Origin of the sequence: Pseudomonas arsenicoxydans, assembly GCF_006438915.1 — a bacterium.
Lineage (GTDB): Bacteria > Pseudomonadota > Gammaproteobacteria > Pseudomonadales > Pseudomonadaceae > Aquipseudomonas > Aquipseudomonas arsenicoxydans_A.
Window position 1 is genome coordinate 226426 of sequence record NZ_RCZE01000008.1, and the last position, 17665, is coordinate 244090.

At 57.2% G+C, this 17665-nt stretch carries 17 protein-coding genes; 12 read left to right on the forward strand and 5 right to left on the reverse strand.

Annotation, left to right across the window (positions count from 1 at the left end):
• Window positions 1-311: 311 nt before the first annotated feature.
• The 6 genes from EAH78_RS18520 (at window position 312) to EAH78_RS18545 (ending at window position 5604) form a co-directional block, all read left to right on the forward strand.
• Entirely contained in the window at window positions 312-749 is a 438-nt protein-coding gene (locus EAH78_RS18520; protein ID WP_140668794.1) for a hypothetical protein, read from the forward strand.
• Between the two features lies 1 nt (window position 750).
• Window positions 751-1323 carry an adhesin gene (locus tag EAH78_RS18525; protein ID WP_140668795.1) on the forward strand — a complete coding sequence of 191 codons (573 nt, stop codon included), beginning with the start codon at window positions 751-753 and terminating at the stop codon, window positions 1321-1323.
• 52 nt (window positions 1324-1375) lie between these two features.
• Window positions 1376-2752: a heme utilization protein gene (locus EAH78_RS18530; protein WP_140668796.1), complete on the forward strand. Its 1377-nt coding sequence runs from the start codon at window positions 1376-1378 to the stop codon at window positions 2750-2752.
• A gap of 62 nt (window positions 2753-2814) precedes the next feature.
• On the forward strand, window positions 2815-3495 hold the full coding sequence (locus EAH78_RS18535) for a C39 family peptidase (RefSeq protein WP_140668797.1): 681 nt from the start codon (window positions 2815-2817) through the stop codon (window positions 3493-3495).
• 33 nt (window positions 3496-3528) lie between these two features.
• On the forward strand, window positions 3529-4278 hold the full coding sequence (locus tag EAH78_RS18540) for a hypothetical protein (RefSeq protein ID WP_140668798.1): 750 nt from the start codon (window positions 3529-3531) through the stop codon (window positions 4276-4278).
• A 45-nt stretch (window positions 4279-4323) separates the two neighbouring features.
• Window positions 4324-5604, forward strand: a complete 1281-nt coding sequence (locus EAH78_RS18545) for a transporter (protein ID WP_140668799.1) — start codon at window positions 4324-4326, stop codon at window positions 5602-5604.
• 78 nt (window positions 5605-5682) lie between these two features.
• On the opposite strand, the gene EAH78_RS18550 is transcribed toward EAH78_RS18545, so the two are convergent.
• The gene (locus EAH78_RS18550; protein ID WP_140668800.1) at window positions 5683-7008 is read right to left on the reverse strand and encodes a sigma-54 dependent transcriptional regulator; all 1326 of its coding nucleotides are present in this window, start codon (window positions 7006-7008) and stop codon (window positions 5683-5685) included.
• A 343-nt stretch (window positions 7009-7351) separates the two neighbouring features.
• Here EAH78_RS18550 and EAH78_RS18555 point away from each other — a divergent pair, with 343 nt between their 5' ends.
• The 3 genes from EAH78_RS18555 (at window position 7352) to nhaB (ending at window position 10754) form a co-directional block, all read left to right on the forward strand.
• Window positions 7352-7618 (forward strand): hypothetical protein, encoded by a 267-nt coding sequence (locus EAH78_RS18555; protein WP_140668801.1) that lies wholly within the window; start codon window positions 7352-7354, stop codon window positions 7616-7618.
• 267 nt (window positions 7619-7885) lie between these two features.
• A complete protein-coding gene (locus EAH78_RS18560; protein ID WP_140668802.1) occupies window positions 7886-9175 on the forward strand; it encodes a hypothetical protein in 1290 nt (429 codons plus the stop codon).
• A 76-nt stretch (window positions 9176-9251) separates the two neighbouring features.
• Window positions 9252-10754: a sodium/proton antiporter NhaB gene (gene nhaB / locus EAH78_RS18565; RefSeq protein ID WP_140668803.1), complete on the forward strand. Its 1503-nt coding sequence runs from the start codon at window positions 9252-9254 to the stop codon at window positions 10752-10754.
• 115 nt (window positions 10755-10869) lie between these two features.
• Here nhaB and EAH78_RS18575 read toward each other — a convergent pair whose 3' ends face one another.
• Genes EAH78_RS18575 through gnd form a run of 3 tightly spaced genes read right to left on the reverse strand, consistent with a single transcriptional unit; the run spans window position 10870 to window position 14188 of the window.
• On the reverse strand, window positions 10870-11691 hold the full coding sequence (locus EAH78_RS18575) for an HAD family hydrolase (protein WP_140668804.1): 822 nt from the start codon (window positions 11689-11691) through the stop codon (window positions 10870-10872).
• On the reverse strand, window positions 11688-13211 hold the full coding sequence (gene zwf, locus EAH78_RS18580) for a glucose-6-phosphate dehydrogenase (protein ID WP_140668805.1): 1524 nt from the start codon (window positions 13209-13211) through the stop codon (window positions 11688-11690). Before zwf ends, EAH78_RS18575 begins: the two co-directional genes overlap by 4 nt.
• Window positions 13208-14188: a phosphogluconate dehydrogenase (NAD(+)-dependent, decarboxylating) gene (gene gnd, locus EAH78_RS18585; protein ID WP_140668806.1), complete on the reverse strand. Its 981-nt coding sequence runs from the start codon at window positions 14186-14188 to the stop codon at window positions 13208-13210. The genes zwf and gnd overlap by 4 nt, the downstream gene beginning before the upstream one ends.
• Window positions 14189-14460: 272 nt before the next feature.
• On the opposite strand from gnd, the gene EAH78_RS18590 reads away from it, so the two are divergent.
• The 3 genes from EAH78_RS18590 to EAH78_RS18600 all read left to right on the forward strand — a co-directional run bounded on the left by EAH78_RS18590 (window position 14461) and on the right by EAH78_RS18600 (window position 17071).
• On the forward strand, window positions 14461-14643 hold the full coding sequence (locus tag EAH78_RS18590; RefSeq protein WP_081743948.1) for a DUF6026 family protein: 183 nt from the start codon (window positions 14461-14463) through the stop codon (window positions 14641-14643).
• A 194-nt stretch (window positions 14644-14837) separates the two neighbouring features.
• Window positions 14838-16574: a phosphoethanolamine transferase CptA gene (locus EAH78_RS18595; protein WP_140668807.1), complete on the forward strand. Its 1737-nt coding sequence runs from the start codon at window positions 14838-14840 to the stop codon at window positions 16572-16574.
• A gap of 287 nt (window positions 16575-16861) precedes the next feature.
• On the forward strand, window positions 16862-17071 hold the full coding sequence (locus EAH78_RS18600) for a hypothetical protein (protein ID WP_140668808.1): 210 nt from the start codon (window positions 16862-16864) through the stop codon (window positions 17069-17071).
• Between the two features lie 50 nt (window positions 17072-17121).
• Here EAH78_RS18600 and EAH78_RS18605 read toward each other — a convergent pair whose 3' ends face one another.
• Complete coding sequence (locus EAH78_RS18605; RefSeq protein ID WP_140668867.1) at window positions 17122-17613, reverse strand: GNAT family N-acetyltransferase; 492 nt, start codon at window positions 17611-17613, stop codon at window positions 17122-17124.
• Between the last annotated feature and the right edge of the window lie 52 nt (window positions 17614-17665).

Below are 17665 nucleotides of genomic sequence, written 5' to 3' on the forward strand. Positions count from 1 at the left end.
TCAAATGTCCATTCCTGAAACACCCACTCTTGGGTAAACCCGCGAGTTAAAGCGGCCCGAGCGCTTGGGCGAGAATATGTTAAACCACTGATACAACAAGCCTTCAGCTACCTTAGCGAGCAATGCCGCCTGCATGGCGCGGCGTTTTTGCGTAAGCCTGTCTCAGCGGTGTAACAACTTTTTTTGACCCGCTCGTCAATTTCAGTCAACTAACTGTTTTTAAAAGAAAAAGCAAAACCGGCACACCTTCTGCTCTCTACCTCGCAACGCTGATAAGGGCCAGCGTTCCACTTACAGAAGGAATTGCCGCTGTGGGGACATTTAATAAGAGCATCTATAGCCTTCTGCTGATTGGATGCGCATTGGGCTCAAGTGTCTGCCTGCCAGTACAGGCTGATAACGGCATCATAACGATCAAGCGTGATGTACAACCGCGCAACGCGGTGGTTCCACCGATGATTCCCGATCCAAACCCTACGACCGTCAATGCCAACCCGTCGCAACAGATCCTCAGTCAAACACACGAGTTGAGTGACGGTGACTTTGCCAACGTCGCCAGCGGTGCAGGTATCACACGCCTGGTCGCACAAGGCACCAACAACCTTGGCGGCAACATTAATAACCAGAGTCAACTTTCAAACCTTCCCGCAGGACACTCCGGAAACTCCGGAAGCGGTATTGCCAACATGGTCAATTCAAACGTCCAGCAAGGCATGGGTGCTCTGAAAATTCTGACGGGAGACCGTTAAGATGAATCGTACCCTGCTGGTTATCGCCATGTTTTGCAGTTCATCGGTCTTTGCCCAACCACCCGTCAACAATACCGCCAACATCGACAGTTCAGGCGCGCAGTATCAGGGCAACCTCACGGTCAACGAAGCGGCCGGCGATCAACAGCAACAGGCTAACGCCCGGGCCATCGCCATTGGCCATGGCGCCAACGCAACGACTCAGATTCGCCAACGGATGCGTACCGTTGTCGACCCCTCGCTCGATGCCCGATCCAGCATCCAGGGCGACTCCTTCAGTCACGGCAGCGGCGCACTGGGTGTCAACCAGAGCTCTGGCGCCAGTAACCAGCAAGCCAACGCAATGCGTATCAGCATTGGTACTCAGCCGCAAAGTATCGACGACAGCGTCCTCATGCAACAGAACGTGGCGCTGCTCAACAACTCCGATCCAACTGACTCTGCACCAGGCTATCGCCAGGTCACTACCAGTGACCAGGCTTTCACCGGTAGCCGCGGACTTATTCAGTTGAATCAGAGCGCCGGGGTGGGAAATCGAACTGCCAACACCCTGAGCGTAAGGGTCACGGAGTGACCAAACCAGGTAAACAACAACACTTAACCTAAAATAAGTACGGAGAATCACCATGAAACCTCTGATGGCAATAAAGCCTCTGGTTTTCGCAATTGCTGCGGTCATGGCTGTTGCTGTACAAGCTGGGCAGAACGATAACGATAATCACAACAACAACAACAACAACCATAACCACAACCATGGCAATCACAACGGCGGAGGCGATGGCGGCGGCCAACAGAACAACCCACCTCCTCCAACTGTGATATCTATTAGCGCGAATGCAAATGCGAACGACACACAGCGCAGCACTGGCAACCGCATCACCAACGAAGGGACTCAGAACGGCGCCGCAATGAGCAGTTCTGCTACAGGCACCAGCGGCAACGTTGGCGTCAACGTGGCAGCGGGCGCAGGCAACCAGCAGGATAATGCGGCCGCTATTGCAAACGCAGCCGCGGCTTCCACCCTGGATAACAGCTTCGTGTTCGGCAGTGCCACTGCCACCGCTTCAGTCATGCAAACGAGCAACAACAACAAAGTCTATAACTACGGCAGCACCAACGCGGCTTCGATGAGCGGGTCTGGTAATGGCGGCAGCGGCAATATGGGTATCAACGTTGCTGGTGGCGACCTGAACCAACAGAAAAACACCATGGCAATTGCCAACACCCATGCCGCGCTCGGTAACGCAACAGCCACCGCTTCTGCCACTCAAAACGGTCCTGGCCTGACCGTCGATAACCACGCCGATCGGACTTATCGCGTAGATACGCTGACGGTGACCAAAACGGCCAGCGGTAGTCAATCTGCTTCCGGGCAAGCCAACTCGAGCTACAGCAATAACGCAGCCTCAAGCTTTGATCGAAGCAAGTCTTCCAGCTTTGATGTAAGCGGTTCAAATAGCGCTAATGTGAGCGGCTCAAAAAGCTCTGATTCTAGCTCGTCTTCCAGTGCTTCTTTGAGCGCTACTTTAAACGCTACCCTGGACGCTGCCGCGCAGGCTTCCCAAGCCGCTTCGTGGACTAATGGCAATCACACGCACAGCAACAGTTCTTCTGGCAGCGCATCGCTTGATGCATCGCTTAACGCGTCGCTTGACGTTTCGGTCGACAAATCGCACGAGAAATCGACCAGTTCCGAGTTCTCAAAAGCGTATGAGTCTTCGTTCGCGAAATCTGGCAGCAAATCGTCCGAAAGTTCGGGCAGCAATACGTCCCAATCTTCAGGCGACAAATCGAAAAGCTTCAGTGAAAGCAGTGCATTTGATTTGAGCAACAGCTACTCCTATCAAGTGCTAACTCCAACTGGCTGGGCAAACCCAGTGACCAATGTGGCCGTCCTGAGTGGTTCGGTTAATGGCGGTAGTGGCAACCTGGGCGTCAACGTGGCTGCCGGTGTGGGTAACCAGCAAAGCAACTCGCTGGCCATCTCCAACAACTCCTTCTAACTGCTGTCTTTGGAGGCCCCCTTTTGGGGGCCTTTTCAACTACCACCAGAAGGCATCTCACCATGCGCATCATCGCCTTGGCATTTCTGCTTTGCGTGGCCACTTTGATCGAGGCTGCACAAATGCCGCTTTCCGTCTTGCCTGGCGGCGCGGTGGTGTACAAACCGATCCAGAGCATACGCGAGCGTAAATTCGCCGATCTGGTGCAACAGAAAACTGACTTCAGTTGTGGCGCAGCAGCGCTGGCAACGATATTGCGCCAGGCCTATTGGCTGGACGTGAATGAAGAACAGATCATCGAAGGCATGCTGCAACACTCCGATCAAAAACTTGTCCGCGTCCAAGGCTTTTCCATGCTCGATATGAAGCATTACGTGGAAAGTATCGGCATGCGAGCCCGTGGCTACCGGGTTGCGCCGGAAACGTTAAATGACATCAAAATTCCGGTTGTAGTGCTCATGGACATCCGTGGCTACAAACATTTTGTGGTCATGCAAAGAGTGCAAAAAGGCTGGGTATATATCGGTGATCCGGTACTCGGTCATAAACGCTACAAAGTCGAAGACTTTGTCAAAGGCTGGAACGGCATCATCTTTGCCGTCATTGGCCAGGGCTACGACAAAACCAATGCGTTGCTCGACCCGCCGTTGCCACTGTCCGCCAAGAACCGCATCAACGCCTTCAGCCCGGTGCAAGACACTGAGCTGATGGATTTCGGATTCATTCAAAGCGACTTCTTCTAATAACAAGGGAGCACGAAGCTCCGGGAGTATCCAATGAAGACTCCAACCTGGCTGGCCGTCGTTTGCCTGGTCGCCAGCCTGCCGACCCACGCACAGTCGTTCAAACCCATCGAGTTGAACGATCAGGAATTGGCCGTCCTGAGAGGCCGCTTCGTCATGCCGGGACGGATCATCAGTTTCGGCGTTGTCATGACCACCACGTGGCAAAACGCCAACGGCGCATTGATCGGGGCGACTTCCTCAATGCAAATCCAGCAGACGACCATCAAGCCACAGTTCTATGTGTCGATGATCAACGACAAAGGCAGTAACTCAACTGGTTCGCAAGGCACCACCGGCACCGGGATCGTCACTGGCGGCAGCGGCTTGAACAGCACCGAAGGCGTCACACAAGTGGTACGTGCTGCGGGCGACAATAATATGGCCAACAACAACGTTGATATCAACGTCACCAAGGCTAACCAAGTGCCAGCAACGCAACCGCAGGGCCAGGCATTGGCCGACGGCTCGACGGTGGTCGGCGCCAATGGCGCGGGCTCGCTGAGCGTTTCCTCGAGCGGATCGGGTGTGCAACTCAACATTGTGGCCAACAACAACCAGGGGAGTGCCATGCAACGCCTGGCCCAGGGTGGGTTAATGCAAAACACTACCTTGCTCGGCGGCGGCAATCGCGTCACCAACCTCACATCTCTCAATGTCGTGCTGCGTGACAACGTGCCGACAGCCGGGTCGCTCAATGGCAGCCTGGACCAACTAAAAGGTCTTCGCACGCCCGGATTCTGATCTACGCTCAGTCTCAAATGATGTGTCAGAAGGGACGGCTAACCCATGCACCGATCTTTTACGTTCAGAGCTATCGTTTGTTTGAGCAGTCTGGCTCCGGCATCTTTGCTATACGCAGCACCGGACCCGCAGGTAGAAGCATTAAAACAAGAACTCATGGAGTTGAAGCAACGATACGAAGCACAACAGAACGCGTTGATGGTCCTCGAGCAACGCGTTCGCCAGGTCGAAGAAGCACCTGCGGCACCTGCTCCCAAACGCCTGACCAAATCCCCCGCCGAAACGACCTCCGGCGGCCAGAAGGTGGCCGCCGCTGCGCCGGGAACCACAGGCAGTTCATATGGCCAACAGCTCAAGGATGACTCGGAGCCGGCGCAAAGCGTTTCCAACCTGTATGACGAAGCCAGCGGCTTCTTCGGCGGTGGCAAGTTCAGCTTCGAAACCGGCATGACCTATACGCACTACGATACCCGTGCGCTGGTGCTCAACGGTTTCCTGGCACTGGACTCGATCTTTCTCGGCAACATTAACCTCGACCGCATCAAGGCCGACAACTGGACCCTGGACCTGACCGCCCGCTACAACGTTGCGCAACGCTGGCAGTTCGACATCAACGTCCCAGTGATATATCGCGAATCAACCTATTCCTCGGGTGGCGCAGGTGGCGCAGGCCCGGTGTCGTCGGACGCAACGGTTACGCGTGACCCGACCATCGGCGATGTGAACGTTGGCGTGGCCTACAAGTTTCTGGATGAAACCGCCAGTCTGCCCGACTCGGTCTTTACACTGCGCATCAAGGCGCCGACCGGTCAGGATCCTTACGGCATCAAACTGGTTAATGACCCGAACAACGATAATCTCTCGGTACCCGAGAGCTTGCCGACAGGTAATGGTGTCTGGTCGGTCACCCCGGGTATCTCTCTGGTCAAAACCTTCGACCCGGCCGTGCTGTTCGGCAGCCTGGCTTACACCTATAACCTGGAGAACTCTTTCAACGACATCAGCCCTCAGGTCGACTCCAAGGTGCCTGGGGACGTGAAGCTGGGCAATTCCTGGCAGGCCGGTGCCGGCATAGCATTTGCCTTGAACGAGAAAATGAGTATGTCGTTCTCGTTCTCCGATCAGTTTGCTCGCAAGAGCAAGGTCAAGCCGGACGGTGGCGATTGGCAATCAATTACCAACAGCGACTACAACGCGGCTAACTTCAACATCGGCATGACCCTGGCAGCTTCCGATAAACTGACGATCGTACCCAACCTGGCCATCGGCCTGACCGACGACGCACCAGGCTTTTCCTTCAGCCTGAAATTCCCTTATTACTTCTGATCTGACCCGCACAAAAAAAACCGCTTTTCGGCGGTTTTTTTGTGGGTGAGTGACTGTGTTTTACGGTCAGCTTTCAGCTCAACGTATTTGATGCTTGTGCAATAAACGGTAGAAGGTAGGCCTCGATATACCGAGCACCTTGGCGGCGACGCTCAAATTGTCGCTGTGACGGTTAAGCACATCACACAAGGCCTGCCGCTCTGCCCGGTGTTTGTAGTTTTCCAGTGTGCCCATCGGCGCGGCAATGCTCTGCTGACCGATCAACCCCAAGTCCCGCGCTTCGATTTGCCGTCCTTCGGCCAACACCAGACCACGACGTACCCGGTTGGCCAATTCGCGGACATTGCCCGGCCAGTCATGCTTGCCCATGGCAATCAGCGCATCCTCGCTGAAACTGCGCGGACGGCGGCCGGTTTCGTGACTGTAGAAGTGGGAAAAGTGGTTCGCCAGCATCGACAGATCACCGTGGCGTTCACGCAGTGGCGCAGTCACCACCTGAAGCACGTTCAGGCGGTAGTACAAATCTTCGCGGAAGCGTTTCTTCTCGATGGCGGCTTCAAGGTCGACGTGTGTTGCCGCCAATACCCGCACATCCACCGGAATCGGCTGACTGCCGCCGACGCGTTCAATGTGCTTTTCCTGCAGGAAGCGCAACAGATTGGCTTGCAGCTCCAGCGGCAAATCACCGATTTCATCGAGGAACAACGTGCCGCCGTTCGCCGCTTCTATCCGTCCGACCTTGCGCTGATGGGCGCCGGTGAAAGCGCCTTTCTCATGGCCAAACAACTCGGACTGGATAAGGTGTTCCGGAATCGCACCGCAATTGATCGCCACAAAAGGTTTGCTGTGGCGCTGCGATTGTCGGTGCAGGGTGCGGGCAACCAACTCCTTGCCGGTGCCGCTTTCGCCGCGGATCAACACCGGGGATTCGGTGGGCGCCAATTTGCTCAGCAACTTGCGCAGTTCGCGGATCGGTTTGCTGTCGCCCAACAGTTCGTGCTCAGGCTGATCGATGTGAATCGTGCCTTGCCCGCGCAAGCGCGCCATGCCGAACGCCCGCCCCAGAGTGACCTGAACCCGGGAGACGTCAAACGGCAAGGTGTGAAAATCGAAAAACCATTCGCAAACGAAGTCCCCGACATTCTGCAAACGCAGGACTTCCTGGTTGAGTACGGCAATCCACTCGGTGCCGCTGCGGCTGATCAGCTCTTTGACGGCTTCCGGGCGTTCCAGATGGAAAGGTTGCAATCGCAAGAGGCCGACGTCGCAGGTTCTATCGGCGGCGTTCTCTAGAGAACAGCTATCAACATCCCAACCCACCGAGCGCAAACCCGGTAACAGACGATGGCAGTCGTCGCAGGGGTCTACTACTAACAGACGTCGTAACGCGGGCGCTTCGATCATGACTGTTCCTTGACGCCAAATTTTAGGAAATATTAGTAAAAACAGTCATTTGGCGGACCTGGCTGTAACATTAGCAAGAATTTGACACGGCCTTGTATCGATTGACTATAGAGCAGCCACTTAATAAGTTATAAGCGCGACTTGGTTAGTTACCTAACGAGTTGAACCTTTCATTCAGCTTTCAAAAGAAGTCCCTGCTATTGAGTATATGAAAGAAAGTTGAAATTTCTTTTGTTTGTGTGTGACCTGACCCCCTATTGGGGGCATCAGTACAAGTAACCAGCCGAACGGTAAGCCCAACCGACGGCACATCACTTGATTGGGCATACAGAGAGAAGACCCCATGACCGCCCCGCTCCGTATCAACGAAGCTCTTTTGATTGCCGACCGCGCATTTCAACCTTTCGAATGCGTCGCCTGGGCTCAACAAGACGGCAACGGCGAGCTCTGCATCACCGTTATCGACCGCACCAATACCCATATCGGTCGTACCCAAATCCCAAGCAGCGCCTATTCCGATCCTGCACAACTCGAACACCTGTTGCAGCAGGCCCGCGCCGAATTGAGCCAGGAAGGTTATAAGCTGCAATCATGGTCAATGCCGCATTAAGGGCGTTCGCGGATTACTTCAAGGTAATCCGCCCCCCTCTTTATCTGGCTGTTTGTGACATTAACAGCGCACTCGATACTCCAACTTCCCCGCCGCGTGTTACTTGGCTGCCTTGTCAGTGGTTCGAAAAGACACTGTTCTGGCACACAGTGACCCTCCGCCTGTTAGTTATGACAGTTGTGCGATCGCTCATTCAGGGATTGAATGTTTCGCAGGCAGTTGCCCTCCCGTTTCCGGGTTTCGGTCAGCTCGCAAGGAGATGCGCGCATGCCACACCAGACTGCATTTGCCCTACCTGCATCGCGAAGTATTGCTGGCGACCTCGATAAAAGTTTTGCCGCCGGTGGTAAGACCCAAGTGTATTTCGCGGGCAGTACGTCAAGCATCGCCAACAGCGTGGAAATCGACCGGAATGGTCGTGTACTGGTGGCGGCCACCGTCGGCATGCGAGATGGCAATTGCTTTGGCCTGGCCCGGTTACTGGAAGACGGCTCGGCAGACCTGGCATTTGGCCTTAATGGCAGCGTTATCGGGCAATTCCAGCGCGGCCACGAGGCCATGGCGGGCAAAGTCCACGTCCTCGCCAACGGACACCTGCTGGTGGCCGGCCTGCACTATGAAAATGCTCACCGGACGCTGCCAGCGCTGGCACTGTTTGATTCACAAGGTCACCCGGTCGAACATTTTGGTGACAACGGGCGCTGTGTCGTACGCCTGCCGGGAAACCTGTCCCAGGGCATGCGCGACCTCTGGCTTCCCCCGGGTGTTCCCGGGGCCGAAGCCTGCGACGTCCAGGTCCAGGCAGATGGCCGGATCCTGCTGCTGGCCAACCATCATTTTGAACTGGCAGACCACGTCGGTCTGCTGATACGCCTCACCCGACAGGGCGAACTGGACACGTCCTTCAACGGCCGCGGCTTCGTCATCGTCCGGCATTTACTGATGAACTCCTGGCTCAGCAGCCTGCTGGTGCAATGCGACGGCCGGATCATGGTGGGGGGATCAATCAATTTCCCCGAAGAAGGTTTGCTCGCCCGCTACCTCCCCGATGGCCGCCTGGATGACACGTTTGCCGTGGATGGTTTTATGACGTTCAGAGCCGAGGAACGCGGCGCTCAGGTCAGTCAGATCATCGAGCAGGACAATGGCGACTTGCAGTGTTTCGGCAGCAGCCGCGACCCGATGCATTGCCTCGCCTTCAAAGTGCACGGCAATGGTCGCCCGGACACCCACTGCAACACCGGCCATCCCCAACTATTGAAAATTGGCCGTAGTGGTTGCCAATGGACAGCCGCCCGGCGTCTGGACGATGGACGTGTGATAGCAGTTGGCGCCACGATTGGCGGCGTTGAAGCCGATTTCCTGTTGGCCCGGTATTTACCCGGTGGACAGCTGGACCCAGGCTTTGCCGAAGGCACCTGCTGGGTTCGCACGCGTCTGGGTCGCAGCCTCGACACCGCGACGTCGGTGGCCGTGCAAGCTGATGGAAGAATCGTCGTCGGCGGTTATTCGTTGGATGGCAACTACAAGGCTGTCGTAGTGCGCTATCTCGGCTAGGCACTTCGCTTTCTCACACTTGATATTCCCATCTTGTTACGGCAAGTTGCGCGCTTCTTTATACAAGGAGTAGCCGATGTCCGGTTCAATGGCCCAGGCGTTCGCGCATAACTTTCTCGGCCACTCACCTCGCTGGTACAAGGCGAGCATTCTCGGTTTCCTGATTCTCAACGCACTGGTGCTGTGGACCGTAGGTCCCGTGGTTGCCGGCTGGCTGCTGGTGCTGGAGTTCATCTTCACTCTGGCCATGGCGCTCAAATGTTATCCGTTGATGCCCGGCGGGCTGCTGCTGATCGAAGCACTGCTGCTGAAAATGACCACGCCGCAGGCACTGTATGACGAACTGGTGCACAACTTTCCGGTAATCCTGCTGCTGATGTTCATGGTGGCCGGCATCTACTTCATGAAAGACCTGCTGCTGTTTCTGTTTTCGCGCTTGTTGCTGGGGGTTCGCTCAAAGGCCCTGTTGGCGTTGATGTTCTGCTTCCTCTCGGCATTCCTGTCGGCATTCCTCGATGCCTTGACCGTGACGGCGGTGATTATCAGTGCGGCCGTGGGCTTTTATTCGGTGTACCACCGCGTCGCTTCGGGCAATGATCCACGCCAGGACAGCGAGTTCAGTGATGACCAACACTTGCCTGCCCTTCACCATGAAGACCTCGAGCAGTTCCGCGCCTTCCTGCGCAGCTTGTTGATGCACGGCGCTGTAGGTACGGCGTTAGGCGGCGTGTGTACGCTGGTGGGTGAACCGCAGAACCTGCTGATCGGCCATGAGATGGGCTGGCACTTCGCCGAGTTCTTTTTGAAAGTGGCCCCGGTTTCCCTGCCAGTGCTGGTGGCCGGCCTGGTGACATGTGTGCTGCTGGAGAAACTGCGCTGGTTCGGTTACGGCACCTTGTTGCCAGATAACGTGCGCGCCGTGCTGGCCAACTATGCCGACGAAGACAACGCCGAACGCACCGCACGCCAGCGCGCCGCCTTGTTGGTTCAGGGCGCTGCGGCGTTGGTCCTGATTGCAGGGTTGGCGTTTCACATCGCGGAAGTCGGCCTGATCGGGCTGATGGTGATCATCTTGATCACCGCGTTCACCGGCATCACCGACGAACACCGGATCGGCAACGCGTTCAAGGACGCCATGCCGTTCACCGCGTTGCTGGTGGTGTTTTTTGCGGTGGTGGCGGTGATTCATGATCAGCAGCTGTTTACGCCGCTGATCCAGTGGGTCCTGGCACTGCCGGCCGATCAGCAACCAGGCATGTTGTTCATTGCCAACGGTTTACTATCGGCGATCAGCGACAACGTGTTTGTGGCGACCATTTACATCACGGAAGTGAAACAGGCGTTCATCTCCGGTCATATGACCCGCGAGCACTTCGAGACACTGGCCATTGCGATCAATACCGGGACGAACCTGCCTAGCGTGGCGACACCCAATGGCCAGGCGGCGTTTCTGTTTCTGCTGACCTCGGCGATTGCGCCGCTGATTCGGCTGTCATATGGGCGGATGGTGTGGATGGCGTTGCCGTATACGGTGGTGATGGGTGTGCTTGGGTGGTACGCCGTGAGTTTCTGGCTTTAACGCCGGTCAAATGTGGGAGCGGGCTTGCTCGCGAAGACGGTGTGTCATTCAGCTTTAATATTGACTGACACGACGCCTTCGCGAGCAAGCCCGCTCCCACATTAGGCATGTGTGTTTATCGAGGGAGGATGTAGCGCTCAATCGCCTGGGCCGCGCCGTCTTCGGTGTTAGGCCCGGTCACCACATCAGCCTGTCGCTTGACCGCCTCTTCCGCCTGCCCCATGGCAATCGACAGCCCGGCACGATGAAACATCGCCGGGTCGTTGCCACCATCGCCCAGCGCGGCGGTCTGTTCCAGCGCAACCCCAAGGTACTCGGCCAGTGTCGCCAGCGCCGCGCCCTTGTTCGCCTGCATCGCCGTCACGTCCAGATACACTGGCTGTGAACGCGAAACCTGGGCCTGGCCTTCAACCCTGGGCAGCAATAGCGCTTCCAGTTCGATCAGCAACCCGGTGTTGTTGCTGGCCGCGACGATCTTGTCGATGCGCTCAAGGTACGGTTCGAAACTCTCCACCACCACCGGCGGATACCCAAGCCCATGCTGCTCACGGGGAACCATCGGGCCGTTGGCATCCTTCAACAGCCAATCGCCGCCGCTGAACACCCAGACTTCGATGTCCGGCAGATCGGCAAACTGCGTCAGGGTGGTAAGCGCAGCGGTGGCCGGCACGTAATGGGCCACTAGCAAGCTGCCGTCCGGGTTGACGATCGTGCCGCCATTGAACGCCGCCGTCGGCACATCGACGCCTAACGCTTCAATCTGCTGCAACATCGCTTTGGGCGGGCGCCCGGTGGCGAGGCTGAACAACACGCCCGCCTCGCGCAACGAACGGACCGCCTCGATAGTGCGCTGACTGAGGCTGTGATCAGGCAGCAGCAACGTGCCGTCCATGTCACTGAGCAGAAAACGGATGGGTTGTTGCGTTACGCCGGTCATCCGAGGCCGTGCCAGACGCGACCGTCACGGGTCAGCAGTTCATCGGCATCGACGGGGCCGTCCTCACCTGCCGCGTAAGGCTGAACCGTTGCGTCCTGCTGCCAGGCATCGAGGAATGGCTGGACGGCGCGCCAGCCGTTCTCGATGTTGTCGGCGCGCTGGAACAACGTCTGATCGCCGGTCAGGCAGTCATAGATCAGCGTTTCGTAGCCGGTGGACGGCTGCATTTCGAAGAAATCCTTGTAGGCAAAACCCAGTTCGATATTGGCCATCTTCAATGCCGGACCAGGCCGCTTGGCCAACAGGTCGAACCACATGCCTTCGTTCGGTTGAATCTGGATCCGCAGGTAGGTCGGTTGCAACTCATCGACCTCGGTGTCACGGAACTGCGCATACGGCGCCGGTTTAAAGCAGATAACAATCTCGGTATCGCGCACGCTCATGCGTTTGCCGGTGCGCAGATAAAACGGCACGCCGACCCAGCGCCAGTTGTCGATCATGACTTTGAGCGCCACGTAGGTTTCGGTCGTACTGTCGGGCGCCACGTTGTTTTCCTGGCGATAACCCGGCAGCGGGTTGCCGTCGACGTCGCCGGCGGCATATTGACCGCGAACCGAGTTGGCCCGGGCCTCTTCGGTGGACCAGGGACGAATGGCCCCCACCACCTTGGCCTTCTCGCCACGTACCGCGTCGGCGCCAAACGCGGCCGGCGGCTCCATTGCCACCATCGCCAGTAACTGGAACAGGTGATTGGGCACCATGTCCCGCAGGGCGCCGGTGTGTTCATAAAAACTGCCACGGGTTTCGACGCCGACGGTTTCGGCGGCGGTAATCTGCACGTGGTCGATGTAATGGTTGTTCCAGAACGCTTCGAACAGGCTGTTGGAAAACCGGCTGATCAGAATGTTCTGCACGGTCTCCTTGCCCAGGTAGTGATCGATCCGGTAGATCTGGTTTTCCGTCATCACCTTGAGCAAACACGCATTCAAGGCTTCGGCGGTTTGCAGGTCGGAGCCGAACGGTTTTTCGATGACTACCCTTCTGAACGATTCAGGCGTTTCTTGAAGCAAACCGGCCGCGCCGAGCCGACGCACCACTTCGCTGAAGAAACGGGGCGCGGTCGCCAGGTAGAAGACCGCGTTGCCCGTGCCGCTGTCGGCGATTTTCGCCGCCAGCGCTTGATAAGTGCTGTCGTCCAGAAAGTCGCCCTGTACGTAGCTGATGCCTTGGGCCAATTTGGCCCACACCTGCGGATCAAGGGCTTGATCGCCCTTGCCGACCTTGGCGGCCACTTCGGTTCGAATGAAGTCTTCGAGCTTGCGGGCAAAGGCATCATCAGTGATGGCGTTGTGGTCAACGCCGATGATCCGCAATCCATCCCCCAACAAACCGTCACGACTCAGGTTATACAGCGCCGGCATCAGCAGACGCTTGACCAGGTCACCGTGGGCACCGAACAGGAACAGCGTGGTCGGTGGTGCGGGTTCTGCCTTGGATTTATTGCGGATCAGACGAGTCATTTTTTCGGTGTCTCCACATGGCCGCCAAAGCCGAAGCGCTGGGCAGAGAGAATCTTGTCGCCAAACGTGCCCTGCCCGCGTGAACGGTAGCGCGAGAACAGCGAGTTCGACAGCACTGGGACGGGCACCGATTGCTCCATGGCGGCTTCGATGGTCCAGCGACCTTCACCGCTGTCAGCGACCGAGCCGGAATAGCCGTCGAGTTTCGGGTCGCTGGCCAGCGCGTCGGCGGTCAGGTCGAGCAGCCAGGACGAGACCACGCTGCCACGACGCCAGACTTCGGCGATGTCGGCGACGTTCAGGTCAAAGCGCTGGTCTTCCGGCAGGTTTGTGCTGGCCTTGGTCTTGAGGATGTCGAAACCCTCGGCGAAGGCCTGCATCATTCCGTATTCGATGCCGTTGTGAATCATCTTCACGAAATGACCCGAACCCGCAGGGCCGGCGTGGATGTAGCCGCGCTCGGCGCGATCGTCATCGGACTTGCGGTCCTTGGTGCGCGGGATGTCACCCATACCTGGCGCCAGGCTGGCGAACAGCGGATCAAGGCGCTTAACCTCTTCGGCATCACCGCCGATCATCATGCAGTAGCCACGCTCCAGGCCCCAGACGCCACCGGAGGTGCCGACGTCGATGTAGTGCAGGCCTTTTTCCGACAAGGTCTTGGCCCGGCGGATGTCGTCCTTATAGAAGGTGTTGCCGCCGTCGATGATGGTATCGCCGGGCTCGAGCAAGGTGCTCAGGGTATCGATGGTGTCTTCGGTCGGTGCGCCGGCTGGCAGCATGACCCAGACCGCTCGCGGTTTGGCCAGGCCAGCGACCAGCGCCGGCAAGTCTGCGACCCCCGTGGCGCCCTCGGCAGCCAGGGTGTCGATGAAGGCGGTATTGCGGTCGTATACGACAGTGGTATGCCCATTGAGCATCAGGCGCCGCGCAATATTACCGCCCATGCGGCCCAGTCCAATGATCCCGAGTTGCATGTGCTGATGCTCCCTACTACAAATAATGTGTGTCAAAGGTTATAGCCCAACGTGAGTCATGGGGTTAGTCCAGAGCGTTGGCACATAGTTTCCGGGCATTGTGCCCGATCCAGATTGATAACGTCGGTAATCGCGCCGAAGACACAACGACCATGAAAAATAAAAAAGTTCCCTTGTGAGGCAAAAGAAATCAAAATCAGCGCCGATAGTAGATCAGCACCCGCTTACAAGGGGCGGTTCTACAGTTGAGTCAACCATTTGCGAGGTGAGCAATGGGCACAGTACACGCAGCACGGCCAGCACAGACCCTTTACGTTACGATTCGTCGGGATGAATTGCGTCAATTGAAAGAAGAGCGCGACCTCTTGAAGCAAGAACTCGCGCAACTGCGCCAACTGACTCAAGGCACTCAATCGCCCTCCTTGCCCGTTACCCAGCGCGCACCTCACGCCTGATTTTTCAGGTGAATCGGAGACAGCCCTGCGCTGTTTCCGACCTCGTTTTGCCCTCGCGACACCCGCTATTTCACTAATTTTTCACAAATACTGACTGATAATTCCTTTCATTATGGCCGCTCGGTTCTCGTGTGGTCTCCGTTCGTCGGCAAGGGATGGTACGACGTCGAAGTGATTTCTGGCTGGAGCGTTGAATGGCTTTGTTTAAACGCAGCACTACGTCTGCGATAGGTTTCGATTGGGCAGGATTCCTCTGGTTGTTCCTGTTCTTCTGGTATTTTTCCGGCATCACCCAATTACTCATTCAACTGACCGGCACCTCGGGCTTTACCGGGTTCCGCCAGGCCTTTGTGATGAGCGCCATTTGGCTTGCGCCGATGCTGTTGTTCCCTAAACAGACGCGCGTGATGGCGGCGGTGATCGGCGTCGTGCTGTGGGCCTGCTCGATGGCCAGCCTGGGTTACTTTTTTATTTACCAGCAGGAGTTTTCCCAGAGCGTCATCTTCATCATGTTCGAGTCGAACATCTCTGAAGCGGGCGAGTACATGACCCAGTATTTCGCCTGGTGGATGGTCGCGGCGTTCCTCGCCCACACACTGTTCGCTTATTTCCTGTGGACTCGCCTGCGCCCAGTGGTCCTTCCTCGTTGGCAGGCACTGGTGGCCGCGACGGCCATTGTGATTGCCGTGGTCGGTTACCCGCTGGTCAAACAGACCGCGCGCACCGGCAGTTTTGCAGAAGGTTTCGACAAGTTCGAAACCCGCATCGAGCCTGCCGTGCCTTGGCAGATGGCCGTGGCTTATCACCGCTATCTGGAAACTCTGGCGGGCATGCAAGACATGCTGCACAGCGCGAGCAAGATTGCACCGCTGAAAAACCTGACGGACACCATGGCCAACCAGCCGGCGACCCTGGTGCTGGTGATCGGCGAGTCCACCAACCGTCAGCGCATGAGCCTCTACGGCTACCCGCGGGAAACCACGCCAGAACTCGACAAGCTCAAGGATCAACTGACGGTCTTCGACAACGTCATCACCCCGCGCCCTTACACCATCGAGGCGTTGCAGCAGGTGCTGACCTTCGCTGACGAAGAAAATCCGGACCTTTACCTGTCCACGCCGTCGCTGGTCAGCATGATGAAACAGGCGGGTTACAAGACGTTCTGGATCACCAACCAGCAGACCATGACCAAGCGCAACACCATGCTCACGACCTTCTCCGAGCAGGCCGACGAGCAGGTGTACCTGAACAACAACCGTAACCAGAACGCTGCGCAGTACGATGGCGACGTGATCGAGCCGTTCAACAAGGCACTGGCCGATGCCGCGCCGCGCAAGTTGATCGTGGTGCATTTGCTCGGCACGCACATGAGCTACCAGTACCGTTACCCGCCGACGTTCGACAAGTTCACCGACCGTAAAGGTGTGCCGGACGGCGTGCGCGACGACCAGGTGCCGACATACAACAGCTATGACAACGCAGTCCTGTACAACGACTTTGTGGTATCGAGCCTGATCAAGGACTACGCCAAGTCCGATCCGAATGGCTTCCTGCTGTACCTCTCCGACCACGGCGAAGACGTATTCGACTCCGTCGGCCACACCACCCTTGGCCGTAACGAGAACAAGCCGACCGCGCCGATGTACACCATCCCGTTCATGGCCTGGGCTTCGTCGAAATGGCGTGAAAACCATGACTGGAGTTTTGCCGCGGACCTGAGCCGGCCTTACAGCAGCTCGCAACTGATTCACACCTGGGCAGATCTGGCCGGTTTGAGTTTTGATGAACTGGACCGCAGCAAGAGCCTGGTCAGCGCCAACTTTAAGCCGCACCCATTGATGATCGGCAACCCTTATGAGCGCGAGGTGCGCCCACTGATCGACTTCAGCCTGATGAAGCCGAAAGTTGATCCGACCGTCGTTCAGCAGTAGATCCATTCAGGGGCCGATTCCGGCCCCTTTCGCTGTGCCCTGAAGCTTACAGACGTCGGACTCGGACACCGTGTGCCTGGCGACTGGCGACTGGCGACTGGCAGGCCCTGACCTACGACAAAGTCGGGTTCTACAACGGTGTGTTTTGGGGTGACCCGCGCGCCCTCACATTGAGCCTCGATTGGAAGCTCTAACAAGCGCATTCCCATTTGCTTGAATCGGCGGATAATGTCCTTTCGACATTGGTTCACGGACGAAAGGCCCACTACACGTAATGGGAGAAACCCATGAAACGTACACCCCTGATCCTCGCCAGCCTGTTGATCCTCAGTTCAGCCCCAGCCTTTGCAGAACGCGGCGGCGAACGCATGCATTACTACTACGAAAAATTACATCTCGCCCAACAGAGGGCTAATGGCTTCGAGGTCAAAAACATCGAACTGCCAGTACCCACTGATCCAACCGCACAAATGACCGAGTCTTATAAGCCGAAGTAATCCAAGCCGGCCGGGCGTCCTGAGGGGCGCCCTTTTTTATGCCTGTGCGGTTAAAGGTTCTTGGTCCAGAACAGCATGCGGCCATGGGCTGGATCGAACATGCCGGCGGCAAAACCGAACTTGCCGTAGGACGCCTGAGCGACCGCATTGCCTTCGAGGACTTCCAGGGTGATCTTGCAGCAGCCTCGCTGACGGGCAATGTCTTCAACCTTTTGCAGCATCTTCTGGCTCAGCCCCAACCCGCGAAACTGCGGCACCACCGACACATCGTGCACGTTGACCAGTGGCCGGCAGGCAAAGGTCGAGAAACCTTCGAAGCAATTGACCAGCCCGGCCGGCGCGCCGTCCACAAACGCCAACACGCTGAAGGCATGTGGACGCTTGGCCAGCTCTCCCGGCAACTGCTGCAGAATATCTTCGGGCAATGCGTGCCCGCCGCCCATCGGGTCCTGGGCATAGGCATTGAGCACCACGCCAATCGCCTCGGCGTGCACCGGATTGGTGTAGCTGGCCTGAAGTACCAGAATGTCTGCGGATTCCATTTCCATCGTTGCTATCCCGTCGAGTTGTCCCGGCGCGTTACTCGCGCCACAA

Coding starts and splice junctions, on each gene's coding strand:
- EAH78_RS18535 (WP_140668797.1), top strand. CDS start 2,815: ATGCGCATCATCGCCTTGGCATTTCTGCTTTGCGTGGCCACTTTGATC.
- EAH78_RS18530 (WP_140668796.1), top strand. CDS start 1,376: ATGAAACCTCTGATGGCAATAAAGCCTCTGGTTTTCGCAATTGCTGCG.
- EAH78_RS18540 (WP_140668798.1), top strand. CDS start 3,529: ATGAAGACTCCAACCTGGCTGGCCGTCGTTTGCCTGGTCGCCAGCCTG.
- EAH78_RS18525 (WP_140668795.1), top strand. CDS start 751: ATGAATCGTACCCTGCTGGTTATCGCCATGTTTTGCAGTTCATCGGTC.
- EAH78_RS18575 (WP_140668804.1), bottom strand. CDS start 11,691: ATGACCGGCGTAACGCAACAACCCATCCGTTTTCTGCTCAGTGACATG.
- EAH78_RS18590 (WP_081743948.1), top strand. CDS start 14,461: ATGGGCACAGTACACGCAGCACGGCCAGCACAGACCCTTTACGTTACG.
- EAH78_RS18555 (WP_140668801.1), top strand. CDS start 7,352: ATGACCGCCCCGCTCCGTATCAACGAAGCTCTTTTGATTGCCGACCGC.
- EAH78_RS18605 (WP_140668867.1), bottom strand. CDS start 17,613: ATGGAATCCGCAGACATTCTGGTACTTCAGGCCAGCTACACCAATCCG.
- gnd (WP_140668806.1), bottom strand. CDS start 14,188: ATGCAACTCGGGATCATTGGACTGGGCCGCATGGGCGGTAATATTGCG.
- zwf (WP_140668805.1), bottom strand. CDS start 13,211: ATGACTCGTCTGATCCGCAATAAATCCAAGGCAGAACCCGCACCACCG.
- nhaB (WP_140668803.1), top strand. CDS start 9,252: ATGTCCGGTTCAATGGCCCAGGCGTTCGCGCATAACTTTCTCGGCCAC.
- EAH78_RS18560 (WP_140668802.1), top strand. CDS start 7,886: ATGCCACACCAGACTGCATTTGCCCTACCTGCATCGCGAAGTATTGCT.
- EAH78_RS18600 (WP_140668808.1), top strand. CDS start 16,862: ATGAAACGTACACCCCTGATCCTCGCCAGCCTGTTGATCCTCAGTTCA.
- EAH78_RS18545 (WP_140668799.1), top strand. CDS start 4,324: ATGCACCGATCTTTTACGTTCAGAGCTATCGTTTGTTTGAGCAGTCTG.
- EAH78_RS18550 (WP_140668800.1), bottom strand. CDS start 7,008: ATGATCGAAGCGCCCGCGTTACGACGTCTGTTAGTAGTAGACCCCTGC.
- EAH78_RS18595 (WP_140668807.1), top strand. CDS start 14,838: ATGGCTTTGTTTAAACGCAGCACTACGTCTGCGATAGGTTTCGATTGG.